This is a genomic window from Streptomyces sp. TS71-3 (assembly GCF_018327685.1).
GTDB lineage: Bacteria > Actinomycetota > Actinomycetes > Streptomycetales > Streptomycetaceae > Streptomyces.
Genome location: NZ_BNEL01000003.1, coordinates 2,698,370 through 2,721,808 on the forward strand (window position 1 = coordinate 2,698,370; position 23,439 = coordinate 2,721,808).

14 protein-coding genes and 1 pseudogene are annotated in these 23,439 nt (G+C 72.7%); 8 read left to right on the forward strand and 7 right to left on the reverse strand.

Annotated elements, in window-relative coordinates; genetic code table 11:
• Nucleotides 1-74: 74 nt before the first annotated feature.
• On the forward strand, nucleotides 75-833 hold the full coding sequence (locus Sm713_RS35500; protein WP_212914052.1) for an SDR family oxidoreductase: 759 nt from the start codon (nucleotides 75-77) through the stop codon (nucleotides 831-833).
• Between the two features lie 223 nt (nucleotides 834-1,056).
• On the opposite strand, the gene Sm713_RS35505 is transcribed toward Sm713_RS35500, so the two are convergent.
• Complete coding sequence (locus Sm713_RS35505) at nucleotides 1,057-1,857, reverse strand: trypsin-like serine protease (RefSeq protein ID WP_212914053.1); 801 nt, start codon at nucleotides 1,855-1,857, stop codon at nucleotides 1,057-1,059.
• Nucleotides 1,858-2,361: 504 nt separating this feature from the next.
• Here Sm713_RS35505 and Sm713_RS35510 point away from each other — a divergent pair.
• A complete protein-coding gene (locus Sm713_RS35510; RefSeq protein ID WP_212914054.1) occupies nucleotides 2,362-2,745 on the forward strand; it encodes a VOC family protein in 384 nt (127 codons plus the stop codon).
• Between the two features lie 107 nt (nucleotides 2,746-2,852).
• Here the strand turns inward: Sm713_RS35510 and Sm713_RS35515 are convergent, their stop codons facing one another.
• Nucleotides 2,853-3,245 (reverse strand): DUF2255 family protein, encoded by a 393-nt coding sequence (locus tag Sm713_RS35515; RefSeq protein ID WP_212914055.1) that lies wholly within the window; start codon nucleotides 3,243-3,245, stop codon nucleotides 2,853-2,855.
• Between the two features lie 257 nt (nucleotides 3,246-3,502).
• On the opposite strand from Sm713_RS35515, the gene Sm713_RS35520 reads away from it, so the two are divergent.
• Entirely contained in the window at nucleotides 3,503-3,904 is a 402-nt protein-coding gene (locus tag Sm713_RS35520; RefSeq protein ID WP_212914056.1) for a RidA family protein, read from the forward strand.
• Nucleotides 3,905-4,014: 110 nt separating this feature from the next.
• On the opposite strand, the gene Sm713_RS35525 is transcribed toward Sm713_RS35520, so the two are convergent.
• The gene (locus Sm713_RS35525) at nucleotides 4,015-7,335 is read right to left on the reverse strand and encodes a lectin (RefSeq protein ID WP_249416902.1); all 3,321 of its coding nucleotides are present in this window, start codon (nucleotides 7,333-7,335) and stop codon (nucleotides 4,015-4,017) included.
• Nucleotides 7,336-7,904: 569 nt separating this feature from the next.
• On the opposite strand from Sm713_RS35525, the gene Sm713_RS35530 reads away from it, so the two are divergent.
• Complete coding sequence (locus tag Sm713_RS35530; protein ID WP_212914058.1) at nucleotides 7,905-8,831, forward strand: helix-turn-helix domain-containing protein; 927 nt, start codon at nucleotides 7,905-7,907, stop codon at nucleotides 8,829-8,831.
• A gap of 84 nt (nucleotides 8,832-8,915) precedes the next feature.
• On the opposite strand, the gene Sm713_RS35535 is transcribed toward Sm713_RS35530, so the two are convergent.
• Together Sm713_RS35535 and Sm713_RS35540 are read right to left on the reverse strand one after the other, a co-directional pair.
• Nucleotides 8,916-10,694: a serine hydrolase domain-containing protein gene (locus Sm713_RS35535; protein WP_212914059.1), complete on the reverse strand. Its 1,779-nt coding sequence runs from the start codon at nucleotides 10,692-10,694 to the stop codon at nucleotides 8,916-8,918.
• 153 nt (nucleotides 10,695-10,847) lie between these two features.
• The gene (locus Sm713_RS35540; RefSeq protein ID WP_212914060.1) at nucleotides 10,848-11,981 is read right to left on the reverse strand and encodes a glycoside hydrolase family 3 N-terminal domain-containing protein; all 1,134 of its coding nucleotides are present in this window, start codon (nucleotides 11,979-11,981) and stop codon (nucleotides 10,848-10,850) included.
• Nucleotides 11,982-12,462: 481 nt separating this feature from the next.
• Here Sm713_RS35540 and Sm713_RS35545 point away from each other — a divergent pair, with 481 nt between their 5' ends.
• From Sm713_RS35545 to Sm713_RS35555, 4 genes and pseudogenes are all read left to right on the forward strand, one after another.
• Nucleotides 12,463-14,193 carry a hypothetical protein gene (locus Sm713_RS35545; RefSeq protein WP_212914061.1) on the forward strand — a complete coding sequence of 577 codons (1,731 nt, stop codon included), beginning with the start codon at nucleotides 12,463-12,465 and terminating at the stop codon, nucleotides 14,191-14,193.
• Nucleotides 14,194-15,027: 834 nt separating this feature from the next.
• Nucleotides 15,028-15,924: pseudogene (locus Sm713_RS41870) on the forward strand (glycoside hydrolase family 172 protein); the annotation flags it as partial.
• Between the two features lie 1,109 nt (nucleotides 15,925-17,033).
• Nucleotides 17,034-17,678: an FG-GAP-like repeat-containing protein gene (locus Sm713_RS41875; RefSeq protein ID WP_374196140.1), complete on the forward strand. Its 645-nt coding sequence runs from the start codon at nucleotides 17,034-17,036 to the stop codon at nucleotides 17,676-17,678.
• Between the two features lie 243 nt (nucleotides 17,679-17,921).
• Nucleotides 17,922-18,722, forward strand: a complete 801-nt coding sequence (locus tag Sm713_RS35555; protein WP_212914063.1) for a DUF427 domain-containing protein — start codon at nucleotides 17,922-17,924, stop codon at nucleotides 18,720-18,722.
• Nucleotides 18,723-19,084: 362 nt separating this feature from the next.
• Here the strand turns inward: Sm713_RS35555 and Sm713_RS35560 are convergent, their stop codons facing one another.
• Entirely contained in the window at nucleotides 19,085-20,284 is a 1,200-nt protein-coding gene (locus Sm713_RS35560; RefSeq protein WP_249416903.1) for a PP2C family protein-serine/threonine phosphatase, read from the reverse strand.
• A 389-nt stretch (nucleotides 20,285-20,673) separates the two neighbouring features.
• A complete protein-coding gene (locus tag Sm713_RS35565) occupies nucleotides 20,674-23,253 on the reverse strand; it encodes a PA14 domain-containing protein (RefSeq protein ID WP_212915064.1) in 2,580 nt (859 codons plus the stop codon).
• Nucleotides 23,254-23,439: the final 186 nt, after the last annotated feature.

The following is a 23,439-nucleotide window of genomic DNA, read 5'->3' on the forward strand; positions in this document are numbered from 1 at the left end:
CGCTGGGAGGTACGGATGACGCGCACCGGACCGGACGACGTCCATGCCGTGCCCGCCCGCCGCGGAACCCCGTCATGACCTCCGCGTCGGGCACGGGTGACGTCCGAGGGACCGGCCTCGCCGGCCAGACCGTCGTCGTGATCGGCGCCAGCGCGGGCATCGGGTTCGAGACCGCCCGCAGGGTGCGGTCCGAGGGCGGCCAGGTGTTCCTGGTCGGCCGCAACCCCGAACGGCTGCGGCAGGCGGCGCTCGAACTCGACCCCGCCGGCACGGCGGCGTTCGACGCGACCGACGGCGACCGTATGAAGCGGTTCTTCGCGGAGCTGCCCGGCCCGGTCGACCATGTGATGGTGACGGCCGGCAGCCCCGCCTACATGCCCCTGGCGGACATGGACCTCGCCTCCGCCCTCCGGGCCTTCGACGAGCGCCTCGCCGTGACGCTCGGGGTCGCGCTGCACGGCCGGGCCAAGGTCCGGGCGGGAGGCACGCTGCTGTTCCTCGGCAGCACCGGCGGCCGGCGCCCCGGCCTGGGCATGTCCATCATGTCGAGCCTCACCGCGACCCTGCCCGCCCTCACCGCCAACCTGGCGCTCGAACTCGCCCCGATCCGGGTGAACCTCATCGCCCCCGGGTTCGTCGACACGCCGCTCTCGGCCTCGCTCCTGGGGGACCGGCTGGAGGCCCGCCGGGATGAGCTGCGCGACACGCTGCCGATCGGACGGGTCGTCACCCCCGCCGATGTCGCCGCCCTGGCCCTGCACCTGATGTCCAACGACGCGATCACCGGCGCGACCTACGACATCGACGGTGGCCAGCAGCTCGTCTCCCGCTGAGCCGGGCGGGGCCGGCGGCGGTTGCGGGGTGCGCACCGGGGCCGGGTCGTCCGTTCCGCTCGGCCCGGGAGCCGTTCCGCCGGCACGCGAAGGACCCGCGGCGGCTGCCGCGGGTCCTCGTGCGTGGGAACGCTGCCCTGTTCGGGGTCCTCGCCGGGGATTCCCGCCGGAATCCCCGGCGGAGCCCGTGCCGGGGTCCCGCCGGCGTCCGGGTCGCCCGGGATCAGCCGCCCAGCGACTGGGCGGCCGCGTCGATGGCGGACGCGAAGGTGCTCACCTGGCTGTAGACGCCGGGGTAGCCCGGCTCCGCGCAGCCGTTGCCCCAGCTCACTATCCCGACCTCGACCCACTCGCCGCCCGCGTCGGCGCGGAACATCGGGCCGCCCGAGTCGCCCTGGCAGGTGTCCACGCCGCCGGTCGACAGGTAACCGGCGCAGATCTCGTCGCTGGGCACCAGGTCACCGGAGTAGGCGTTGTTGCAGGTGGTGTCGTCGACGAACGGCACGGTGGCCTTGAGGAGGTAGCGCTGCTGGGGTCCGTTCTCGGTGGCCGAGCCCCAGCCGACGATGGTGAACGTCCCCTTGTCGTAGGCGGTGCTGTGGGCTATCGGCAGGGTCGGCAGAGTGGTGACGCGCTGCGCCAGGCGTATGAGCGCCCAGTCCTTGCCGGCGCCGTTGTAACCGGGCGCCTGGTACACGTAGTTCGACTTGACCTTGATCGCGCTGGAGCTCTGCAGGTCGACCTGGCCCAGCGTGGCGGTGATGCTGGTGTTGGCGCCGGTCCTGCTGACGCAGTGCGCGGCGGTCAGCACCAGGTCGGGGGAGTACAGCGCGCCGCCGCAGCCCATCGACAGGCGCACCACGAACGGGAACTCGCCCTGTGCCGCCCGCGTGCCGCCGACCACGGAGGGGCCGGGCTGGGGGCCGGTGTCCTGCGCGTGGGCGGGCACCTGCACCGCGAACACGGCGAGGAGGATGGCCACGAGGGCCATCGGTCTCTGCCACGAGGTGAACCACTTCATCATGGGGGGTTCCTTCCGGTCCGGCCCCGCCAGATCGGCAGGGGCATGACAAAACAGGCGGTGACGGTCGAGCGGTGGTGCCGGCGCGCTGATCCGGTGCGGTGCTGCGATGCCGTCGCCGTGCACGGGCGCTCGGGCACGTTCGGGGGGCAGGGCAGCCGCCGTTCGGGCGCGCGGTGCGGCGCACGCTCCGGTGTGGCGTGTCAGGAGCTGGTCGTACCCGTCACCGAGGCCGCGATTCGCCGTGCCACGGCGAACCTCGGGACTGTCGCGTACCCCTGGGGAGTACGCGATGAGGAGAGTATGTGGAGCACGCAGCCGTCTGACAAGAGGCCCTCGGGCGGCGGCGGTTGCCGCCGGCGCCCGGCCCGACGCCGTGCCGGCACCCCGGTCCGCCGGCCTCCGCGCGGACGCCCGGTGCACTGGGGGTGGCCCCGGCACGCGCCCGCCGGTCGGCGGCGGGCGGGCGACTGCCGGCTCCCGTGCCGCGTGGGTACGCTGACGTGCATGGCATGCCGCATCAGTGAGCTGGTCATCGACGCCGCCGACCACGAGCGGCTCGCCGCGTTCTGGAGCGATGTCCTCGGCTACGTCGAGCTCGGCCGGGAGGACGACGGAAGCATCGAGATCGGGCCCCCCGGCGCCGGCTTCGGCGGCCCGCAGCCCACCCTCGTCCTCAGCCCGAGCAGCGACCCGCGGCCCGGGAAGCTCCGGCTGCACATCGACGTCAACGCCACCGACCGCGACCAGGACGCCGAGCTGGAACGGCTGCTCGCGCTCGGCGCCAGGCCGGCCGACATCGGCCAGACGGGCACCGAGAGCTGGCACGTCCTGCTCGACCCGGAGGGCAACGAGTTCTGCCTCCTGCGCCCCCGGCTCCAGCCCCTCTGATCACGCGCGTTCCGGCGAGCCGCCCCTCCGCGCGGGCGCTGCGGCACCTCGCCGGGTCCGGACCCCGAAGCACGCTCCGAGCCCGCCGGTGATCCGGCCGGGACCCGCTACGCGGCCTCCGGCCCCGGCTCCGCGGCGTCGACGCGCAGGGTGGCGGCGGCCGGGCCGTCCTCCAGGATGGCGCTCACGTAGCTGGAGTTCGCGTACTTGGTGCGGTAGGCCTCGTCGATGGCCTGGCGGTCGGGCGTGGCCGGGGTGAACTGCACGGGCCGCCACTGCCCGTTCGTGCGCACCTCCCCCTCCCCGCTGGTGCGGGCCCTGCGGTACCAGGCGCTGTCCGGGCCCCGGTAGCCGCGCACGAAGACCTTGCCCTCGTTCTCCACGACCCAGATCGGGCGGGCCTCGTCGAGGTCGCCCTCGGGCCGCCGGACCCGGACCATGATCTCGTCGCTGCCGCGGAAGTCCGCCAGGTCCTCGGCGTCCCAGTTCCCGTCTCGCATGTGCTCTCTCCCAGGTCGGACGGCGCCGGCCCGGCCGACGCGGGGGCGCGGCCCGATTCAAGCGCCGGGGGCGGGCCGTGGCAACGAGGCGGGCCTGCCGCTCCGCGTTTCTCACCGGAAGGGACCACGGCCGCACGGACCGTCCGGAGCCGGGGAGCGGCCTCGTGACGAGAGCGGTGGCGCGACCTCGTGACGGGCGCGGGAGCGGCCGTGAATACCGTTGGAAGAAGTTCCCCGGCGTGGGTCAGGATGCGGCCATGAACGAATCGAGGCTCACGCACATCGCCGCCCCCGACGGCGTTGCCCCGGGCACGGGGTACACCCAGGTGGTGATCGGGACCGGCCGCCTGGTCGCCATCTCAGGACAGGTGGCCCTGGACGAGGCCGGGGAGGTGGTGGGGGCCGGGGATCCCGCGGCGCAGGCGCGGCGGGTCTTCGAGAACCTGCGGCGCTGCCTGGCGGCGGCCGGGGCGACGTTCGACGACGTCGTCAAGCTCACCTTCTTCGTCACCGACGTCGGCCACCTGCCCGCCGTGCGCGTGGCACGGGACGAGCACATCGACACCCGGCGCCCGCCCGCGAGCACCGCGGTCCAGGTCGCCGCCCTGTTCCGGCCCGAGCTGGTGCTGGAGGTGGAGGCGCTGGCCGTCCTCCCGTAGCGGGCGCCGCGGGGAAGAGGACGACCGCCCCCGCCGCACGAGACGCCGGTGCCCCGCGTCACGGGACGCGGGGCACCGGCTGCTCTCAGGGCCTCACCGGCCGCGGCGGCTCACTTGCCGTACGCCAGCGCGAACAGGTGGACCGTGCCCGAGCCCGTCTCCGGGAGGGTGAGCGAGGCCACCGTCTTCGACGGGTCCAGGGGCACCTTCGTGGCGAAGACGTAGGCCTTCACCGAGTCCCTGCCTCCGGACGCGGTGTTCCGGTAGGTCGTCGTGACGGCCGTGGTGTCGCTGCCGACGGGCTGGGCGGAACCGCCGTTCAGGGTCCAGTCCGAGAAGGTGACGTCCGCCTTCGCGGTGGTCCCGTCGGTGTAGGTGACGGTGAGCGTGCCCGTGGAGCCGCTGCCGTCCGTCGGGGCGTTGGCCGCGGCGCCCAGCAGGCCGAGGGACGAGCCGGAGGCGCCGGCGGGCTGGGTGATCGTCTGCCCCGCCACCTCCAGGTTGTCGCTCTGCCCGTCGGCGATCTCGGGCCAGGTGTACGTGATGCCGTCCGCCGTGACCTCCGAGCCGCTGATCACACCGCCCGACGCCAGCGCGTTCTGCGAGTACGCCCAGCCACCGTCGTCGAAGCCGCCGGAGAAGGTGGCGCCGTCCGGGTACTCCGCCTTGTTCGTCTCGTAGGGCCACAGGGCGCCCGGCTGGGCGACGGCCACGCGCAGCGTCGCCGAGCTCAGGTCCGCACCGCTCGCGTGGTCGGTGACGGCGAAGTCCACCGGGTAACTGCCCTCGGTGTCCCCGGCCGTGACGGTGACCTTGGCCTGGGCGGTGCCCGACGGCGGGACGGTCACGGAGCCGGAACCGGTGCCGAGGCCCACGCCGGACGGCGCGGTGGCCTTCCAGTCGGCCGTGACGGCCTTGCCGCCCAGGTTCGTGAGCGTCAGCGTGCCCTCGCCGGAGCCGCCCGGCGCGACGATCAGGCCGTCGCTGGCGGGACCCGTCGCGGCCAGCAGCCGGTCGCCCCCGGTGGTGTCCGACGGCGGAACGCTCCCCGCCGACGTGGCCCAGGAGGTGTTCGGCTGCGTGCCCAGGGTGAAGTCCAGCTTCCCGGCCTTCTCGAACTGCCCGAACGTCAGCCAGGACTTCTGCCACTGCGCCCCGCCGACGGCGAGCGACTGCACGTACGGCGCGTCAGGGGCCGCCTGCGGCGCGTTGACGGTGACCTGCTTGCCGTTCCCGAGGGTGATCTTGGCGACCGGGAAGGCGGGGCTGCCCAGCACCAGCGTGTCGGTGCCCGGCGTCTCCGGGTAGGCGCCCAGCATCGACCAGACGTACCAGGAGCTCATCGCGCCCAGGTCGTCGTTGCCGAACGAGCCGACCGGGGCGTTGAAGTAGAGCTTCTGCTGCGCCTGCCGGACCGCGTCCTGGGTCTTCCAGGGCTCCGCCAGGTAGTTGTACTCCCAGGGGATCTCGACGCTGGGCTCGTTGCTCAGGTCGGCGCTGGTGCCGGACGGGTGCGCCACGTCGCGCAGCAGGCCGTCCAGGTAGGAGGAGTACGCCTCCTTCCCGCCGCGGGCCGTGATCAGCTGCTGGACGTTGAACGGCACCATGGGCGTGTACTGGGCCGAGGTGCCCTCCACGAACCCGTTGGACGTGCCCGGCGTGAAGCCGCCGGCGAACCGCCCGTCCTTGGTGCGGGCCTGGAGGTAGCCCGACTGCGGGTTGAAGACGTTCATCCAGTCCTGGGCGCGCGTGGCGAACTTCCGGTACACCGCGTCGTTGCCCAGCGACTTCGCGAAGGACGCGAGGGCGTAGTCGGCGCTGTCGTACTCCAGCTGCGTGGAGACCGGGCCGTAGAAGTTGCAGCAGCCGTAGTCGCTCTCGTCGACCGGCAGGTAGCCCTTGGCGTCGCGCACCGACTCGCCGGGCCGGTCCCGGTTCGACGCGGTGGCCTCGTGCTGGAGGGCGTCCAGCGCGTGGCGCGTGTCGAAGTCGCGGGCGCCGAACGCGTAGGCGTCGGCGATGATGCCGGCCGCCGGGTCGCCGACCATGACGTAGCTCTCGCCGTTGTTCGAGGCCCACTTGGGCAGCAGCCCGGTCTGGTCGTAGCCGTTCAGCATCGACGTGACGACGTCACTGGTGACCTTGGGCTCGACCATGGCCATCAGCTGGGTCTGGGACCGGTAGGTGTCCCAGCCCGAGTAGTTGGCGTACTGGGCCTGCTGGCCCCCCGCGACCCGGTGGACCTGGTTGTCCATGCCCATGTACCGGCCGTCGGCGTCGGAGAACACGTTCGGGTGCAGCAGCGCGTGGTAGAGCGCCGTGTAGAACTGCACCTGCTGGTCCTGGCTGCCGCCGCCGACGGCCACCCGGCCGAGCACCTTGTTCCAGGCGTCGTGGTTCGCCCGGTGCATCGCGTCGAAGTCCCAGCCCCTCACCTCGGACGAGAGGTTCGAGGCGGCGCCCGCGTCGCTGGTGTACGAGATGCCGACGGCGGCGCTCACGGTGGGGTTCTTGGCGGTGTCGAAGGTGAGGTACATGCCGTTGGCGCCGGTGACCGGCGGTGAGCTCTTCGGCGCCTCCTTCGCGGCGGTGCCGCCGGCGGAGGTGCCGCCGGCCACGGCGCCGTGGATGATCGGGGACGGCGTGTTCGGCACCGTGAAGTGCGGCTCGTGCAGCGGCGCGGCGGCCCGCTTCGCGGGCTCCTGCCGGACCGGGCCGGCCTTCAGCGAGGTGGCGTTCGGATGGATGCTGCTGCCGACCCAGGTGCCGCTGTCCTTGAACGGCTGGTCGAACTTGATGTCGAAGTGCAGGGTGTACCGGTTGTCGGCGCCGCAGAAGTGCCCGCTGTCGACCGAGCCGATGACCTCGCGGTCGCCGACGACCTGGGCACGGGTGCCGTCCACCGGGGTGGCGCTGCCGCTCAGCTTGAGCAGCAGGTTCGACTGGGCACCGGCCGGGAACGTGAACCTGCCGAGCCCGGCGCGCGTGGTGTCGGTCAGTTCGGTCCTGACCCCGGACGCGTCGGTGACGCCGTAGTAGCCGATCCCCGCCTTCTCGTCGTCGTGGCTGAACGCCGAGGACATGCCGGAGAGGTCACCGGACAGCTCCCCGGTGCGGGGCAGGATCGGCAGATCGCCCGCGACGCCGCACCCCGGGCCCGAGACGTGCGTCAGGCTGAACCCGGAGATCTTGCTGTCCTTGTACTCGTAGCCGCCGCCGGAGGGCCGGTCCGGAGTGGTGTCGGGGCCCCACTGGAGCATGCCGAACGGCATGTCGGGGCCGGGGAAGGTGTCGACCGCCCCGGAGGTGCCGATCATGGGGTTGACCAGTGCTGCGGGGTCCTGGACCGGCGTGGCGGCGGCTGCCGCCGACGCGCTGCCGGCCGCCTGCAGCGGCAGCGCCGCCAGGCCCAGGACGGAGATGAGGACCAAGCGCCTGCGGAACCGGCTTCTCAGGGGTGGCGCACTCGAACGTCGACGTCTGACCATCCGTTGCCTCCGTGCTTCCTGCCTCGCTCAGGGCGTGCGGGGGTGAGGTCCCCGGCCGGCAACGCCGCGCCGCGGTCCGCGAGTCCGCTTTTGACAACGTTGCCAACCTGCACGACGGATGAGTACAGCTCCGTTCGGCCGGGCCTGTCAATGACCTTGACGCAAGTCCCGGTGTCCGGGGGTGCGGGGTCCGGACTCTCCTGCGGGGAGAGCCGAGGTGGGGGGCCCGGATCAGCGCGGTCACCCTCCGTCAGGGAGAGCCGAGGTGGGGCCGGATCCGTGCCGTCGCTCCCCGGCGGGGTGAGCCGAGGCGGGGGCCGGATCCGTGCCGTCGTTCCCCCGCGGGGAGAGCCGAGGTGAGGGCCGGATCAGCGCGGCCACCGTCCGACAGGGAGAGCCTGGGCGGGGGCCGGATCCGTGCCGTCGCCCCCCGGAAGGGAGCGCCGGGGAAGCCCCCTGCCTATGCACACCGGTACCAGGCACGCGGCGCTCTCCTCGCGGACACTGGAGGCATGGCACACTCCGGCACCCCCTCCGGCGGCAACGAGCTGGGGGAGTTCCTCCGCTCCCGCCGTGCGGCGCTCGACCCGCAGCGTGCGGGCTTCCCGGACGACGGGCGGCTGCGCCGGGTCCCGGGCCTGCGCCGTGAGGAACTGGCCCAGATCGCCCATGTGAGCGTGGACTACGTGGTCCGGCTGGAGCAGGGCCGCACCCGCCGAATCTCCCGCCCGGTGCTCGACGCGCTCGCCGACGCCCTCCAGCTCGCCGCGGACGAGCGCGAGTACCTGTTCACCGTGGCCGACGTCGCCCCGGCCGCCCCCGCGCGGCGTGCCGCCCGGCCGACGACCGCCCCGCGGCTGCGGCAGCTCCTCGACACGATGCACGACGTGCCCGTCCTGGTGCTGCACCGCGGCATGGACGTGCTGGCCTGGAACCGCGGAGCCGCCGCCCTGCTCACCGACTTCGGCGCGCTGCCCGAGGCCGAGCGCAACCTGATCCGGCTGACCTTCCTCGACGACGCCTTCCGCGCGCTGTACGCGGACTGGCCGCGGGCGGCGCGCGAGTGCGTCGCGGTCCTGCGGATGGAGGCGGGCCGCACCCCCGACGACCCCGCGCTGGGCGCGCTCGTCGACGAGCTGAACCTGCGCGACACCGACTTCCGCACCTGGTGGGCCAGCCACCAGGTGCGGGGACCTCGGCAGCTCACCAAGACCTACCGGCATCCGGTGGTGGGCACCCTCGTCCTGGACGTGCAGAGCTTCTCCGTGGACACCCATCCCGACCAGTTGCTCGTCGCCTACACCGCCGAGCCGGACTCACCGTCCCAGGAGGCCCTCCGCTTCCTCCTCCAGTGGTCCGCGGCCCGGGCGCCCGGCGACGAGCACGACGGTGCCACGGGCCGCGGCGGTCCGCGCCGGGGATCGTCCGGGGGGTCGTGACGGGACCTGCCGCCGAGCGGGTCCGCTGCCAGGGCGACGCGGGCGCCCGCCCCGGGGCCGACGCTCCGGGGCGGGCACGCGTTCTCAGTGGTGGCCGGCGGCCGGGAGCTGCTGCCAGCCGTTCGACGTCAGGGGCGCGTCCGGCCTGTCGCCGTCGAGCAGGACCCCGGAGCCGTCGGTGACGCGGAGGCCGGTGAGGTTCACGCCGCGGCCCTCGTACGACGGGTCCGTGGTGTACCGCCAGCGCAGCCGCAGGCCGTCGGACGCCCCCGGCAGCTTGGCGTGCACCCGCCACCAGGCACGGACCGACTGTCCGGACAGTGCGGAGACCTCGCCCGACGGGGCACCGGTGCCGGACACCGTCAGCGGCACCGCCTGCCAGGTGGCGCCGCCGTCGGTGCTGGACTCCAGCTGGACCAGGTCCGTGGACTCGGTGTTGACGAACGCGCTGAAGCCGACGTCGACGGGTCCGGTGGCCTTCAGCGGGCCCGTGGTCAGCGTGCTGGTGGTGCCGCCGGCCTGGGCGGAGAACCACGACCTGCCGCCACCCGGGGCCGCGACCGGCATCGCCTCCGCGAGTGCCTGGGCCACGGCCCGCCGGGCCGGGTTGGTGGAGGGGGTGTTGCGGCTCGGGTGCACCCGGTTGGTCAGCAGGATCGCGAACGACCGGGACTCCGGGTCGATCACCAGGGAGGTGCCGGTGAACCCGGTGTGGCCCAGCGTCCCAGGCCCCGACAGGCCGCCCATGTACCAGATCTGGTCCAGCTCGAAGCCCAGCCCGTGGGAGTCGTCCGGGAACTTCTGGTTGAAGTTCTCCTCCATCAGCGTCACGCCGTGCTCGCTGAGGATGCGGTGGCCTTTGTACACACCGCCGTTGAGGATCGCCTGGGCGAGGACGGCCAGGTCGTCGACGGTCGAGAAGACGCCGGCGTGGCCCGCGACACCATCCAGCGACCAGGCGTTCTCGTCGTGCACGACACCCCGCACCATGCCGCGCGGCGGGCTCGCCTCGTACTCGGTGGCGGCGACCCTGCCCAGCTTCGACGCCGGCGGGTTGTAGCCGGTGTCCGCCATGTGCAGCGGCCCGGTGATGTCGTCCCGCACGAGGGCGTCCAGCGGCCTGCCGGTGACCTTCTCCAGGACCAGCTGCATGGTGAGCATGTTCAGGTCGGAGTACAGGTAGGTGGTGCCCGGCGGGTTGATGGGCTTGGTGTCGAGGATGGCCTTCTTGCGGGCGGCGACGTCCGGGTAGCCCTGCCAGAGCGACGGGACCGGGTCGGCGTCGAACCCGGAGGTGTGCGTGAGCAGTTGCAGGATGGTGATGTCGCCCTTGCCGTTCACGGCGAACTCGGGCAGGTAGTGCGCGACCGGCGTGTCCAGGTCGATGTGGCCGGCCTCCAGCTGCTGAACGGCAAGGAGCGAGGTGAACAGCTTGGAGAGCGACGCCAGGTCGTAGATGGTGTCGGTGCGGGCCGGGACCCGCTGGTCCTCGGGCAGCTCGGTGGTGGCGTCGGCGTACTTGAGGGCGTAGCCCGCCGCGCTGCGCTCCACCACCTTGCCGTCGTGGACCATCAGGCTGGTGGCTCCGGGGAAGAGGTAGTTCGCCCCGCTCGCCGGGTCCTCCCAGGTGGCGACCTGGTGCTCGAACGCCGTGATGGGGGCGGGGTCGAGCCCCGCCTGGCCGGGCGTGGCCGGGTGCAGCACCGTGCTCGCGGGAGCGAAGCCGCGGTAGGGCTGGTCGAACCGGCCGTGGCCCGTGCCCGCCGCCGCGCCGTGGCCCGCGGCGGGCGCCGCGACCGCGCCGGCCGGGAGTGCGAGTGCGGCCAGCAGGACGGTGGCCACGGTGTACGCAGGAATCCGCATAGAAGCCTTCGTTCGGAGACGGGAGAGGGGAGACAGGAGACGGAAGACGGGAGACGGGAGACGGGAGACGGAAGACGGGAGACGACAGGCGGGGGCAGGGAGACGACAGACGGGAGAAGGTGGCGGAGCACGACGCCGTGCTCCGCCGGCAGATCAGGCCAACTGGTTCCGGAGCGCCGTGACGCGCTGCACGGCCGCGTCGAAGGCGGCGCGGTCGAGGGTGCCGTCCTGGACGGCGGCGGCGAGCGCGGTGACGGTGTCCTCGCCCTGGCTGACGTCGCGCGCCGAGCACAGCAGCAGGTCCATCCCGGCTCCCGCGGCCTTGACCCCCCGCTGCGCGGAGGTTCCGAACGCGCTCAGCGCCCCGGCCTCCAGCGCGTCGGTGACCGTCACGCCCGTGAAGCCGAGACGGCCGCGCAGCTCCTGGACCACGGTGGGGGACAGGCCCGCGGGCAGGTGGGAGTCGAGCGCCGGGTAGATCGCCCAGGAGAGCATCACCAGCTTGACGCCCGCGGCGATCGCGGAGGTGTACGGCCGCTCGTCGGTGCTGTGCAGCTGCGAGAGGGAGACGTTCAGGGTGACCGCGCGCAGGTCGGTGTTCTGGCTCGACGAGGCCGAGCCGAGGCCGGGGAAGTGCTTGGCGGTGGCCGCCACGCCGGTGGCCTGCTGCGCCGTGACGAAGTCCTTGCCGAGGGTGCCGACGACCGCGGGGTCGGTGCTGTAGGAGCGCTTGAACTGGTCGGCGAAGTCGCCGGCCTTGCGGTAGACGTCCAGCACCGGGGCGAGGTTGACGTTCATGCCGACGCCCGCGAGGTTCTGGCCGGCGCCGGTGCCCGCGTCCCGCGCCGCGGCCTCCGGGTTGGCGGAGGCGCCGACCTCCTTCTCGGAGAGCACCGGCGCGCCGGGCAGGCGGCGCACCTGGCCGCCCTCCTGATCGGTCGTCAGCACCAGCGGCGCCGTGACGGGGCTCGCTTGGTGGGCCTGCCTGAGCTGGTCGACCACGGTGGCGATCTGGCTGAGGCTGGAGATGTTCTCCCCGAAGAAGATCACTCCGCCGGCGCGGCCCTCGCTGATCGCGTCGAGCAGGCTCTGCGGCGGGGTGAGGCCGGGATAGGAGAAGATCACGCGCTGTCCGGCCTGCTGGAGCGGGGTCAGGGCACGCCGCCGGGAATGCTCGGCGGGTGCGGCCGCCTCGGCCGATCCGCCGATGCCGATACCGATGCCGGCCGCCGCCGTACCGGCGATCAGTGCGCCACGTCTGCTGATGGGGTTCCTCGCTGTGCTCATCTCTCTCCTCACGAACGTCTCGTCCATGCTTCGCCGGAGCCAACGCAGGAGCGCCCCTCTCGTGCGGGCGCGGCGTCCACGGTGAAGGAAACTTCCCCGTATGCACAAGGGTGAAGAAAATTATTTGCAGAGTCGTCACCATGCATGTCGGACCCCCGAGCGGCCGGGCGCGCCGCGCACGCGCGACCGGCGCGCGACGGCCTGCGTCCACCGGGCGGAAGAGTCGCCGGATGGATCCCACCGGCGGATGCCAGGCGAGTAATCGATTTCAGAAGCGGGCTGACGGTTCGTCTGGAACCTCGCCTCTCACTTCCCGCCCGGAAAAGCCGCCAACGACGGGCAATTCGACGAGGAGTCTCCTCCCTGCCGCTTTGCTGTCTTGACGTGAACATGGACCGACTATACGGTCCGCGTGAAATCGATTCCTCGCATGCCGTGCCCCGTCCGACCCCGCCGCGCCCACCCGCCCACGGAGACAGCCATGCACACGCTCGCCGGACCCCCGCCCGCCCGGAGATTCCTGCGCCGGTTCCTGCCCCCCTGGCTGATCGCCCTCGCCGTGCTGCTGGCCGGGCTGCCGGCCGCCACCGCGGCGCCCTCGGGCCCGTCCTCCGGTGCCGCGGGAGTACGGCGGGCGGCGGCCGCTCCCACCCCGCCGGAGAGCTCCTTCTTCTCCACCGTCGACATCGACTCGGGAGCCACCGTCGGCGCCCCCGCCGCCGGCGACAACCGCAGCCACGGTGACCTCTGGCCGAACTGCTGGTCCGACGACGACAACGTCTACGGCGCCTACGGCGACGGCGTGGGCTTCGGCGGCGACGACAACGGCAGCGACATCGGCGTCGCCCGGATCTCCGGCACCCCCGGGAACCTGACGGGCACCCAGCTCGCCAAGGGCGACGGCGTGGGCCAGGTGTGGACGGCCGGCCACAGCCGCAAGCCCACCGGCATGGCCTGCGTCGGCGGCACCCTCTACCTCGCCGTCCAGGACCTCGCGTCCGACTTCAACGACGCCCCGGCGGCCACCGTCGCGAAGTCCTCCGACCACGGCAGGACCTGGACCTGGGACCACTCGGCGCCGATGTTCTCCGGCGGCGTCTTCAGCACCGTGATGTTCCTCGACTACGGCAAGGCCTACGGCAACGCCCCCGACGGCTACGTGTACGCCTACGGGCTCGACGGCAACTGGCGGGACTCGTTCAACGACCGGGTCAAGGACCCCCAGGACCTCTACCTGGCCAGGGTGCCCGAGGACTCCGTGCAGGACCGGTCGGCGTGGCAGTTCGCCAGCGGCTTCGCCGCGGACGGCACCCCCACCTGGTCCTCCGACATCGCGAGGAAGGCCCCCGTCCTGCACGACGAGCGCCGGGTCTACCCGAACGTGTACACGGACGGCCGGATCGAGAACCTCAGCGTGCTCAGCCAGGGCGGCATCGTCTACGACAAGCCGCTGAACCGCTACGTCTACACCTCCTGGACCGAGTACACCTTCGAGTTCTACGAGTCCCCGACGCCCTGGGGTCCCTGGAAGCGGTTCGACTCCAAGGATTTCGGCGGCTACCCCTGGACCCACGCCAAGCACGGCGGTTACGCCGTGACCGTCCCGTCGAAGTACATCAGCGGCGACGGCAGGTCCATGTGGGTGCAGTCGAACGTCTGTCCCTGCGGTGGTGGCATCTCCGACCAGTGGGCGTACACGTTCTCGCTGCGCAGGATGCACCTGGAGCCGTTCACGCCGACCACGCCCGCCAACGCCCCCGACGACACGCACAACCTCGCCCGTGACCCGGGCACCGTGGGCGTCCAGCGCGCCACCCACTTCGGGAACACCGCGTTCTACAACGACGGCAACCTCGCCGAGAACGAGGACGACTGGAACGACGAGAACAAGACCGAGAGCTGGTGGGGCTACACCTGGCCGCGGGCGGTCACCATGAACAAGGTCGTCTACACCACCGGCACGATGTTCGGCGACGGCGGCTGGTTCTCCGGCGGCCCCCGGGTGCAGGTGCGCCGGAACCACACCTGGGTCGACGCCGGCGGGCTGCGGGTGTCGCCCGCCTACCCCCACGACGCCACCGCGGGGACCAACCGTACCTACACGCTGACGTTCGACCCGGTCGACGGCGACGGCGTACGCGTCATCGGAACGCCGGGCGGCACCAGGACCTTCACCTCCATCGCCGAACTCGCCGTGTACTACGGGACCTAGGAACTCTCTCGACCCGGGTTCATGGGGCCCCTACACACACGGCACCAGCGCACAGGGCACACCGAGACATGGCACCACAGCGACATCCCCTCCGCAGCACCGAGAAAGCGGGCAGCAGCCATGAGAAGCCTGACCACACGCCCGCGGGCATGGCCGCCCCTCGTGGCCCTCCTCGCGGGACTGCTCTTCGGGGGCCTCGCGCTCGCCGTACCCGCCCAGGCGACCCCGCCCGGGGCCCGGGCCGCCGCCCCGGCCGACCACGGGCAACCCGCGGCCGCGCCGGCCGGGCAGCCGAGGGCCGCCGCCGCGGACAAGGGCCCCGTCGGCTGGGACACCTACCGGCGGCTCGACCGGCTGCCGTACCTCAGCGCCGGCACCCAGACCCGGCAGTTCTCCAGCTTCGACAGGACCGGCGGCAACGGCGACGGTTTCGACGGCACCTACTCCTGCCTGAAGACGACGGCGTCCGGCTGCGTCCTCGCCGAGGACCACGGCGCCGGGGAGATCTCCTCGATCTGGTTCACCCGCGACAACGGCGACGTCACCGCCACCGGCACCCTCACCATCGAGCTGGACGGCGCCACCGTCCTCAACGCGCCGCTCCAGGACGTGGTGGACGGCAAGCAGGGCGCACCGTTCGTGTATCCGCTCGTGGCCGACGCCGACCAGTCCTCCGGAGGCGTCTACATCAAGGTCCCGATGCCGTACCGCGACTCGATGCGGGTCACCGTGCGGAACAACCCGCTCTTCTACCACGTCGGCTACCGGCACTTCACCGACGCGGACGGCGTGCGGCGCTTCGACCCGTCCGACCCCGCCACCGACGTGATCGACATGCTGAAGGCGGCCGGCGCCAAGGACCCCAAGCCCGCCGCGGCCGGTGCCACCACCGTGCGCAGGACGCTCGGCCTCGCCGCCCATCAGCAGGGAGAGGCGGCCCGGCTCGACGGGCCCGGCAGCATCAGCGCCCTCAGGGTGCGGATCCCGGACGGCGAGGACACCGACGCGGTGCTGTCCGGCCTCCGGCTGCGGCTCGGCTTCGACGGCAGGCAGACCGCGGACGCCCCGATCGGCGAGTTCTTCGGCTCCGGACTCGGCGAGAGCCCGGTGCGCTCGCTGCTGTTCGCCATGGACACCGCCGCGGACGGCTGGTACACGACCTGGTGGCCGATGCCGTACCGGAGCGACGCGCGGGTCAGCCTGGTCAACTCGACGGGGCAGGCGCTCAGCGGCCTCGACGTCGAGGTGACGTCCGCGCCCGACAGCCAGTGGGCCGCCGCCCTGGCTGCGACCGGCGGCGCCGGCTACTTCTCCGCCGAGTCCCACCGCGGTGACACTGTCGCCGACCACGACTGGCTGTTCTCGGACCGCACGGGGCGGGGCAAGTTCGTCGGCGTCTCCGACACCATGCAGGGCCGCATCCCCACCGGGAACACCCGCGGCTACCTGGAGGGCGACGAGCGGGTGTACACCGACGGCCGGCTCAGCCCCCAGACGCACGGCACCGGCACCGAGGACTTCTACGAGTCCGGCTGGTACTTCAACCGCGGCACCTACACCAACCCGATGAACGGCAACCCGAAGCACGAGAAGGCGGCCGACGGCTGCCAGTACGAGTGCGACGGCGCCTACCGGCTGATGCTCGCCGACGCCGTCCCCTACGCCTCCGCGCTGCGCTTCGGCATCGAGCACGGCGCGCAGGACGACGCCCCCGCCCTCTACGGCTCCACCGCGTTCCTGTACGCCAAGGACGCCGCGGACGGCGCCGGGCTGCACCGCACCACCGTCATCGACACCGGCGACCCGGCGAGCCGCGCGGCGGCCGGCTACCAGGAGAGCGGGAACGCGACGCAGACCACGCTGGACTCCGTGTACGAGGGCGACGCGGACGACACGCCGGTGAGCGGCGCGGTGCGGGCCACCTCGGCACCGGTCTCCTTCCGGCTCGACCTGGACGCGCAGAACCAGGGGGTGCTGCTGCGCCGCACCTGTGACCAGGCGGCCGCCTACCAGTCGGCGACGGTCCTCGTCGACGGCACCGGCGTGGGCACCTGGACGCAGCCGCTCGGCAACGCCGCGCAGCGCTGGCTCACGGACACCTTCCCGCTCCCGGCGAGCGCCACCGCGGGCAGGACCCGGGTCACCGTGGAACTGCGCCCCGCGGCCGGCGCACCGGCCTGGACCGCGAGCGGGTACGCGGCCGACAGCCTCGTCGCCGCCCACCCGGACTCCGGCCCGCCCACCGCCGGCACCGCCGCCCTGACCAGTGGCACCGACCACGCCCTGCACCTGTCGTGGCGGGAGCCCGCCGACGACACCGGGGTGCGGGAGTACCGGGTGTACGGGTCCGCCTCCCCGGACGTGCCCGTGGGCGACGCCACCCTGCTCGGCACCGCCCACGCGCCGGGCTTCACCGACGGCCCGCTGAAGCGCGGCACGGAGCGGCACTACCGGGTGGTCGCGGTCGACATGGCGGGCCGCACGGCCCAGCTCGGCGGGGTGCTCTCCGGGCGCAGCGGGACGCCGACCCGCAGCGACCTGAACGGCGACGGCCGGGACGACGCCGTGACGTTCACCCGGGGCGAGGCGGCCGACGTCTTCGCGGCGCTCTCCGACGGGTCCGCCTTCGTCGGCGACGGCGTGAAGTGGCACGACCACTTCGCGCAGGGCGGCGAGATCCCGCTCACCGGCGACTTCGACGGCGACGGCCGTGAGGACGCCGTGACGTTCACCCGGGGCGAGGCGGCCGACGCGTACGTGGCGCTGTCCGACGGCACGCCTTCCGCGGCGACGGGGTCAAGTGGGCCGACGACTTCGCGGCCGGCACGGCAGTGCCCGCGGTGGGCGACTTCGACGGCGACGGCAAGGACGACGTCGCCGCCTTCACCCGCGGCGACGCCGCCGACGTCTACGTGGCCCTGTCCACCGGCGGCTCCTTCGGGGCGCCCCGCCAGTGGCACGGCCACTTCGCGGTGGGCACCGAGATCCCCGAGGTGGGGGACTTCGACGGGGACGGCCGCGACGACATCGCCACCTTCACCCGCGGCTCCTCCGCCGACGTGTACGTGTCCCTGTCCAGCGGCAGCGCGTTCCGGCAGGACGGCTGGCTCTGGCACGGCCACTTCGCGGTCGGCGACGAGATCCCAGCGGTCGGCGACGTCGACGGCGACGGCCGCGACGACATCGTCACCTTCACCCGCGGCGATACGGCGGACGTCCTCGTCTCCCTCTCCGATGGCACCCGGTTCGTCCAGAACGGCTGGAAGTGGCACGACTCCTTCGCCGGCGGGGACCAGGTGCCCGGCATGGGCGACTTCGACGGCGACGGGCGCGCCGACATCGTCGCCTTCACCCGCGGCTCCACAGCGGACGCCCTGGTGTCGCTCTCCGGCGGCACGGCCTTCGGGCCCGCCGGGACCTGGCACGGCCACTTCGCCACCGGCGACGAGTGGCCGCGGCCCAGCGAGGTGCAGACCCTGCCCTGACCCTTCCCGCCGGGGGCCCGCCCCGGCGCCGGGCCGTGCGCCGGCCGCCCGTCCTTCCCCCTCTCGGACGGCCGGCGCACCGCCGTGTGCGCGGCGGGCGTGTCCGCCCGGCCGGGAGCCCTGGTGTCTGATAGGAAGTCAGACGCGGTGGCGACGCCGGACGGCCGCCCTCGTGCCCGGCCGGCGGCCCGTGGACCCGTGGCAGCGCCGCCGCGACGGGCTGGCGAGGCGACGGGAGATCCCATGCCGGAGTACGTACCCGACTACCCGCAGATGATCGTGCCGACGGGGCATGTGGAACCCGTGCCGCGCCGGCTGCGCGGGTTCGTCGACGGCCAGCCGGTCTTCGACACCACGCGGGCCTGGTACGTGTGGCTCTGGCCGGGCTATCCGCAGTACGCGGTGCCTCCCGAGGATGTCGCCGACGGGGCGCTCGCCGACGAGGGCCAGACCATCTCCCTGCCGCCCGGTCCCGCCCGGCGGCACACCCTGATGTTCGGCGAGGCCACCCGGCACGGCGGGGCCTGGGTGTGGGAGCAGGGCGCGCCCGCGCCCGTGGTGGGACACGCCAGCTTCCGCTGGGACGCGCTGGACGCCTGGTTCGAGGAGGACGAGAGGGTCTTCGTCCACCCCAGGAGCCCCTACACCCGCGTGGACGCCCTGCACTCCGGCCGCAACGTCCGCGTCGAGCTGGACGGCGCGGTGCTGGCCGACGCGCCGTACAGCGTGATGGTCTTCGAGACGGGGCTGCCCACCCGGTACTACCTGCCCCGCGTCCATGTCGACTGGTCCCGCATGACCCCCACCGACACCGTCACGAGCTGCCCGTACAAGGGCACCACCAGCGGCTACTGGTCGGTCACCACGGACCGCGCCACCTACACCGACCTCGCCTGGGTCTACGACTACCCGACCCGGGCCGTCGCCCCGGTCGCGACCATGGTGGCGTTCTACAACGAGCACGTAGACCTCTACGTAGACGACCGCCTCCAGCCCCGCCCGGTACCCATCGCCGCACCACCGAGCTCGAAGCCGGCTTCCTGACCCCCGGAGACGTTTCCCCGTGCCCGCTGTTCGGTCCCCCGCCAGGGGCGCGGGGAACGGCGCGAGCAAGTCGCGCCGGCGGCTGGCCGGTAATGAGACGGCATGGGGTTGCTTGGCGCCCCGTCAGGGGCGCGGGGAACTGCGCAAGAAGGTCCCACCGGCGGCTGGCCGGGAACGAGACGCGAGGGGCCTGTTTGGTGCCCCGTCAGGGGCGCGGGGAACTGCGCGAACAACCACCCACTCGCCGGTGGCCGACACACCACAGAATGCACCCCGTCGGACGGAGGCGACCCACGGGGTCGCGCGAAACGGGCCAGCAAGGGGGCGCCCACCACAACCCGGCAACCCCGGCCGCCAGGCCGCTACTCCGGCCCGAACCACTCGCAGAGCAGCACCGTGGAATCGTCCTGGAGATGCCCGTAGTGGTAGTCGAGGAAGCCGTGCACGAAGCGCCGCACGGTCTCCGGAACGCTCAGTTCCTCGGCATGGTGGCGAGTGAGGGAGTAGATCAGCCGCTGCATGCCGAACTCCCGGGCGCCCGGCCGGCGTGCCTCGGTGATGCCGTCGGTGTACAGGGCCAGCCGGTCGTTCGGTTCGAGCCGCATATGGGCGACCGTCGCCTGCAGGCCCTCCAGCCCGGTGCCCAGCGGGTAGGCGGGCGGGCACGGCATGATGATCCCCCGCGGGCCGCGCAGCATCAGCAGCGGGTGGTGCCCGAAGCTGGCCCAGGCCAGCGTGCCGGAGCGGGTGTCCAGCGTGGCGAGGATCGCGGTGACGAAGCGGGAGCCGCCGAACTGGCGCACCAGCTCGTGCTCGATGGCGTACCCCGTCTCGGCGATCCCCGCCCCCCGGTGCCGCGCGCTGCGCGCGGCCGCGAGGGCGAGGGCGGCTACCTGTCCGGCGGCGGTGTCGTGGCCCATCGCGTCGAAGATGGACAGATGGATCAGCGGGCCGTCGAGCGAGTAGTCGTAGGCGTCGCCGCTGATCTGGTAAGCGGGCTCCAGCGTCGCGGTGAGGGTGACCCGCGAGTCCCGGTAGGTGCGCGGCGGCATCAGGTGCCACAGCGCCTCCGCGGCCACGTTCATCGTCCTGGTGCGGTTCAGCCGCGCGTAGGTGTCGCTGTGGCCGCGCTTGATGACGATGGCCATGGCGACCAGCGTGGCCAGCAGCCGTGCGTCCGCGCTCACCCAGTCGCCCGGTTCGGTGCTCACCACGAGCATCAGCCCGAGGCGTTCCATGCCGTTGAAGAGCGGCACCCAGTGGGGAAAGCCCGGCGACGACGGTGTGTGGTCGGGCACCACCTCCCCGTACTGGTAGGCGCGCCCGGCGGTGGTACCCCGGATCGGGATGACCACATCGGCCGACGCCGGTGTGTTCTGGCCGGGGAGCAGGTGCACGGCACGGCGTTCCACGTCGCCGAGGTAGATCCGCACCTCGGAGAAGCCCGCGCTCTTCGCGTGGGCGCTCACCACGTCGGGGAGGTCGTCCATCGCGGTGTCACCGATGACGTCCAGCAGTCCCGCCAGCATCGTCTCGGTACCGCCGTCCGGATTCCTCACCACAACACATACCATAAGGTGGTAAATAGGTCAGTATCCAGTGTGCACCGGCGGTTCTCGATGCGGGGCCGGGCGGAGCGCCGGCCCGCCCCTCCGCCCGGCGGAACGGTTTCCGGTCAGGTAGGTGAGGCGGCCACCTACGAAGGGCGTTCGTCGAGTCGCCTGGGCCCCATGGCCGTAGGTGACCTTTCCGTTGACGGTGGGCAGGCGCCCCAGAAAGGGGCGCGGGGAACTGCGTGCTCAGGCGGATCGGGACCTGAGGCCCGCCACCGTCCTCAAGGGGCAGACGGAGCCGTCTCAGCGGCCAGCGGCCGGAGGACCTTCGCAACAAGCGCCACGAGCCCCGTGGGCGAAGAGGGGGTGCGGCCCCCCGCAGGGGACCGCACCGAGGATCAGGACGACGTACAGCTGAGCGTGCCCGCCTCCGCGCCCTCGATCAGGGCGCGATGCGCCGCCGCGAGCCGCTTCGCGTCGGGCTTGAGGACGCTCCTGTCATACGTCAGCAACCCGTTGAGCTCGCCCTCCACATCCGAGATCTGGGTGTAGACGGCACCGTTGCTGCCGTGGCAGGCCGCGAGTTGCTCCACCTCCTCCAGCCGGTCGAGGTAGGTGTCGGTGTAGACCGCCGGGTCCACGGACACGTAGCTCTGCTGCACCGGGAAGGAGTGCCCCGGCACCGCGAGGCCGAGGCCCCCGTACTCCCCGCTGACCAGGGCGCGGCCGCCGTCCGGCGCGGGTAGCTGCGGACTGGGGTAGCCGTGCGCGTCGGCGATGTCGCCGTTGCCGCCGTCCACCGCGCCGCAGCAGTTGAGCCCGCTCATGTTGTCGACGAGCCGGGTCGGGTCGAGCCGCTTCGCGTAGTCGGCGATCCGGGCCTGGTCGTACTGGCCCCAGCCTTCGTTGAAGGTGACCCAGATGGCCACCGACGGGTGGCTGTCGTGCTGGTGGATCATCGCGGCGAGCTCGTGCTCGTACTCGGTGCGCGCCGCGGGGGACGGGTTGATGGTGTTCATCGCGGGCATGTCCTGCCAGACCAGCAGGCCCAGCCTGTCCGCCCAGTAGTACCAGCGGTCCGGCTCCACCTTGATGTGCTTGCGCACCGCGTTGTAACCGAGCTGCTTGTGCGTCCTCAGATCGAACGCGAGGGCCTCGTCGGTGGGCGCGGTGTACAGGCCGTCCGGCCAGAAGCCCTGGTCGAGCGTGGCCATCATGAAAAGCGGCTTGCCGTTCAGCAGGGTGCGCGGTGTGCCGTCCACCGCTTTGACCTCGATGGACCGCATCCCGAAGTAACTGCCCACCCGGTCCGCCCCCGCGCCGTGGCCGATCGTGACCTGGAGCCGGTACAGGTGCGGGTCGTCCGGGGTCCACAGGTGCGCCTTCGGCACCGGCACGGAGAGCGCGCCGCCGGTCGTGCCGGCCGCCCTGCCCACCTCCCGGGAGCCGTCGTAGGCGACCGCGGCGTACGGCACGCCGTCCCGGACGCCGCGCACCGAGACGCCGACCCTGCCGTGTGCCAGGTCGGGCGTGGTCTTCACGTCCTGCGCGTGGTCCGGTGCGACCGGCTCCATCCACACCGTCTGCCAGATGCCGGAGGTGGGGGTGTACCAGATGCCGCTGGGGTCCAGGCGCTGCTTGCCGATCGGCGGATCCTCGCCGTTCGCCGCGTCCGTCGGGTCGTAGACGCCGACCAGCAGCTCCTGCGGGCCCTTGCCCGTGAGAGCGTCGGTGACGTCGGCGCTGAACCGGTCGTAGCCGCCCTTGTGGGCCGCCACCCGGAGGCCGTTGACATAGACGGTGGCCTGCCAGTCGACGGCGTCGAAGTTGAGCTGGAGCCGCTTGCCGCCGCCCACGTGCCAGCCGGTCGGCACCGTGAAGGTGCGCCGGTACCACATCCGGTCCTCGTGCCGCTCGACCCCGGAGAGCCCCGACTCCACCGGGTACGGCACGAGGATCCTCTCGCCCAGGCGCTTGCCGAACGGCGGCTGGTCGCCCGCCTCGGCCGCGGCGAACTGCCAGGTGCCGTTGAGGTTCTGCCAGGCGTCACGGGTGAGCTGGGGGCGCGGGTACTCGGGGTGGGCGTTCGCCGGGGTGACGTCGCCGGCCCACCGGGTGCGCAGCTCGTACGTCGAGTCGTTGACGCCGCTCGTCCAGAAGCCGTCGATCGGCTTGCCGCCGGCGCCTGCGAGGCCGCCCGCGCCGTCGTAGCGGATGTCGGCCTGGCCGCCGTGGCCGCCCACGACCGGCTCGCTCAGCGGCACGATCAGCCGGCTGGGGTCGGCCGGGTCCCGGTGGGTGGTGCCCCGGGGCCACCGCGAGCCGCCGATCACGATGTCCAGGTGGTCGTCGAGCCCGGCCGGGGGCTCGGCGACCACCTGGGCGAAGTCCATGACGAGGTTCCTGCCGTCCGGCTGCACGGCCACGTCCGTCGGGCCGTCGTAGCCGAAGCCGTCGGGGAGGGTGAACGCGGACTGCGGGACCGGCTGCTTCTCGCCGCCCGGCGGCGTCCACCGCACATGCAGGTTGGAGCCGCCGGTGTGCTCGAAGTACTCCAGCCTGATGTCGTACGCCTGGCCCGCCTGGAGCGCGATCGGAGCGGATGTCTGCTCGGTGTCCCAGTCGTCCACCCAGTGGTCGATGACGAGGGAGCCGCCGATCCACAGCCTGAAGCCGTTGTCGGCGGAGACGGCGAAGACGTGGTCGCCGGTCTTCTCGGGGGTGATCCTGCCGGTCCAGCGGACACTGTCGTCGTCGCTCTGCCCGGTGCGTGCCAGAAGGCGCGGCTCCAGGTCGTCGAAGGCGAGGGACGGGTCGAACGCGGTCGCCTTCAGGGTCCCGAAGTCGAAGGCACCGGGGGCGCTCTGGGTGTAGTACTCGCCCTTGAGACCATGGACCGCGCCGGGTTCGGCCGCGGCCGCAGGGCCGGTGGCGGGGCCGCCGAGCGCGGTGGCCGCCAGGGCGAGTGCCGCGAACACCGTGGTCGCCCAGGTGCGCACGCGGCGGCGGCGCGGACGGAGAGGTGGGGAAGGTGAGTGCACGGTACCTCCGGAACATCAGAAGCGGGTGCTGACTCTGCCTCTTGCCTGACCCTGATGTATATCGTTGTAAACAAGGGCCGTTGGCATGACAGCACGCCTCCCGCGCTCTGTCCAGATGCCTGA

Coding starts and splice junctions, on each gene's coding strand:
- Sm713_RS35510 (WP_212914054.1), top strand. CDS start 2,362: ATGGCATGCCGCATCAGTGAGCTGGTCATCGACGCCGCCGACCACGAG.
- Sm713_RS35545 (WP_212914061.1), top strand. CDS start 12,463: ATGCACACGCTCGCCGGACCCCCGCCCGCCCGGAGATTCCTGCGCCGG.
- Sm713_RS35515 (WP_212914055.1), bottom strand. CDS start 3,245: ATGCGAGACGGGAACTGGGACGCCGAGGACCTGGCGGACTTCCGCGGC.
- Sm713_RS35505 (WP_212914053.1), bottom strand. CDS start 1,857: ATGATGAAGTGGTTCACCTCGTGGCAGAGACCGATGGCCCTCGTGGCC.
- Sm713_RS35500 (WP_212914052.1), top strand. CDS start 75: ATGACCTCCGCGTCGGGCACGGGTGACGTCCGAGGGACCGGCCTCGCC.
- Sm713_RS35540 (WP_212914060.1), bottom strand. CDS start 11,981: ATGAGCACAGCGAGGAACCCCATCAGCAGACGTGGCGCACTGATCGCC.
- Sm713_RS35530 (WP_212914058.1), top strand. CDS start 7,905: ATGGCACACTCCGGCACCCCCTCCGGCGGCAACGAGCTGGGGGAGTTC.
- Sm713_RS35520 (WP_212914056.1), top strand. CDS start 3,503: ATGAACGAATCGAGGCTCACGCACATCGCCGCCCCCGACGGCGTTGCC.
- Sm713_RS35535 (WP_212914059.1), bottom strand. CDS start 10,694: ATGCGGATTCCTGCGTACACCGTGGCCACCGTCCTGCTGGCCGCACTC.
- Sm713_RS35555 (WP_212914063.1), top strand. CDS start 17,922: ATGCCGGAGTACGTACCCGACTACCCGCAGATGATCGTGCCGACGGGG.